The organism is Microseira sp. BLCC-F43, assembly GCF_041929235.1.
GTDB lineage: Bacteria > Cyanobacteriota > Cyanobacteriia > Cyanobacteriales > Aerosakkonemataceae > Microseira.
The window spans coordinates 1-2521 of sequence record NZ_JBHFNP010000219.1 but is presented as its reverse complement, the minus strand read 5'-3'; the positions used below and the strand labels follow the sequence as shown (position 1 = coordinate 2521).

2 protein-coding genes are annotated in these 2521 nt (G+C 42.4%); both read right to left on the bottom strand.

All coding sequences use genetic code 11. The features are described from left to right. Positions 1-88: 88 nt before the first annotated feature. On the bottom strand, positions 89-904 hold the full coding sequence (locus ACE1CM_RS29245; protein ID WP_374882370.1) for a group II intron reverse transcriptase: 816 nt from the start codon (positions 902-904) through the stop codon (positions 89-91). Positions 905-934: 30 nt separating this feature from the next. Further along, a complete protein-coding gene (locus ACE1CM_RS29240; protein ID WP_374882369.1) occupies positions 935-1909 on the bottom strand; it encodes a reverse transcriptase domain-containing protein in 975 nt (324 codons plus the stop codon). Between the last annotated feature and the right edge of the window lie 612 nt (positions 1910-2521).

The following is a 2521-nucleotide window of genomic DNA, read 5'->3' as shown; positions in this document are numbered from 1 at the left end:
TTTATCGTCAGGTTAGAGTCGAGTGAAGAATCACTTCTCCACCCTCTCCTACAGAACCGGACTTGACAGTTTCCCATCATCCGGCTCCTCAATAACTCGGTTCTTTATCAAGAATACCTAAACTACCATCGTTGGCAGTCTTTTCATCATGGCAATGTCGGTGGAGAGCTTGGAGATTGTCATAATTATTCTTACCTCCTCTGGACTTTGGATTGATATGGTCAATCTCTATTAGATCTCCAAATTTAAAATTTAGTCCGCAATGGTTACATTTTCCTTTCTGTTTCTTCATTAATGTTGCCATTTTGGTTGAAACTTCTGGATGTTTACCCATGCGTGAACGTAAGTATTCCCAGTCGCCATCGTATGGACTTCTGCTGTTCTGCACTTTGACATGATTCTTTATCTCAATCTCATCGTGCTTCTTTAACCTCAATCCTTCAGTAGTACTGAAGCTCCAATTGTCATCACCGGCGTGCCAATATTTATTATAGATTTCTTTAGCACTACTGTTTGGACAGCGGTGTTTTGCCCAGGCTCTGAGTTTTAGATAGACATCGTTATCTATCTTGCCAAAAATTTCTTGACTCACAACTGTCGAGTAATAGTTTGCCCATCCCACAATTATCGGATTAAGTTCCTTTATCAACTCATACTGTTTGGAGTGTTTATGGGTGTCTATTACTCTAGTGATGTTTTCTTTGTGCCTTTGGCGGATCTCATTGCTTGGCATTATGAGTGTTTTGAAGCCTAGTGGTTCTCCTTTGGCATTCTTGGCACTGCGGAACATTCCTGTCCTGTATTGCCTGACGAAAAACCCAAGGAAGTTAAACCCAATATCTCCCTCAAACTCTTCGATTGTATGGCAGATTTTTGTTTGACTTGGCTTTAGTTCTAGCCCCATGCTCTCCAACCATTCAGAAATAATCCGCCGTCAAGTGTAAATAACACTTAGATCTAAGTGCAGAATTACAAAGTCATCCGCATATCTAATAATATTCAGCGAACTAACTTTGTTCTTCCAACTCGTTTGGTGTCCTTTAGGATTACGAATGTCTAAAGTTTTGGCAAACTCGTTGAGCATTTCTTCCATCCCGTGTAAAGCTATATTCGCTAATAACGGGGAAATAACGCCGCCCTGTGGTGTTCCAAGAGATGTTGGCAGTAGTTCTTTGCTATCAATCACTCCAGACTTAAGCCATGCTTTTATTTGACGGCGTAATCTGGGGAAGGTGTTTAGTTTTTCCAGCAAAGCCTTATGGTTAATTTTATCGAAACATTTGGCAAGATCTGCGTCTAAAACATACTTCGGTTTTAGGCGAATTGCTTTAAATATTGCTTCGATAGCATCATGAGCAGAACGTCCTGGTCGAAACCCGTAAGAGTTAGGCTCAAAACCTGCCTCCCATTCAGGTTCTAGTGCTAGTTTTACGAGGGCTTGTAACGCCCTGTCAGACATTGTGGGTATTCCTAATGGACGTTTTTCCCCACTAGGTTTTGGTATCCATACCCGGCGGGTTGGTTTACTTTTATCTGTGAGTTTTAGCTGTCCTACAAGGTTTAATCTGGCTTCTGGGGATAGTGATTTAATTCCATCCACTCCTGCCGTCTTACGGCCTTGGTTATCTTGTGTTACCCGTCTGACTGCTAGACATTTTGTTGACCAGGAACTCATTAAGGTTTTCTGAAGTTTGCGGACAGTCTTGATGTCGCCACGACTACTGGCTTTATAGATTCGTTTTTGCAACTTGAATACAGGTTTTTCTATTTGTTTCCAAGGTAAATCTTTCCATTGCTGAATAGACTTAATACCCAAACAGATAGGTATGTCGTGCTTCCATTCCATCCTGAACGATTGTTCGGCTTTAGACATATTGATTGCTACTAACAACTCGATATTCCAAGTCATCGTACCTACGTCAGCGTATCCTGAACATTACTTCAGGCATTTGCTTTTTAGGCAATCCTTCTCTCTGTTTCATTTGGATGGTTTCCTACTCAGATATCGACCTATTCTGAGAGAGAACAGAGAGTTACTTCGTTCCAAATCATCTTTTGTTTGAGCCTTTAGAGCGCCACTCTCCACCGGGTTTTGAGGTAGTGCTTGATAGTCGAGTGTTCAGTCGCTATCACCCCATTATCCTTGCCTTTTGGCTTGGGCTAACCGTCGTTGCCCATTGCTGGTGACGATGGTTCATACATGGCTTCAGGCTTACGCTTTGCTCATGGACTCATGCTTACAGGGATTCTCTGTACGGTTTGGAGTTACCTGCTTTCTATCCCGCTTTACCCATTTGATAACCATTCTCTTGAGTAGGGATAGTGCTGTCACCGCTGCACCTGCGGGCTAGGACTTGGAAAACTAGGAATTTCCCTCACCTACAAGATGATTTAGTTATCATCAGTTAAGGATTCAAGTGCGAACTCTACTCTTTTGGGTTACTTAACTGATGTCTAACATCCTCCTATTTCTAGGTTTCGTTAGAACGAATCGCACGAACAGTCCCAGCCCCACGCGCTT

What these genes read in the sequence shown, in the direction of transcription:
- ACE1CM_RS29245 (WP_374882370.1), bottom strand. Translation starts at nt 904, where the DNA reads ATGGGGCTAGAACTAAAGCCAAGTCAAACAAAAATCTGCCATACAATC.
- ACE1CM_RS29240 (WP_374882369.1), bottom strand. Translation starts at nt 1,909, where the DNA reads ATGACTTGGAATATCGAGTTGTTAGTAGCAATCAATATGTCTAAAGCC.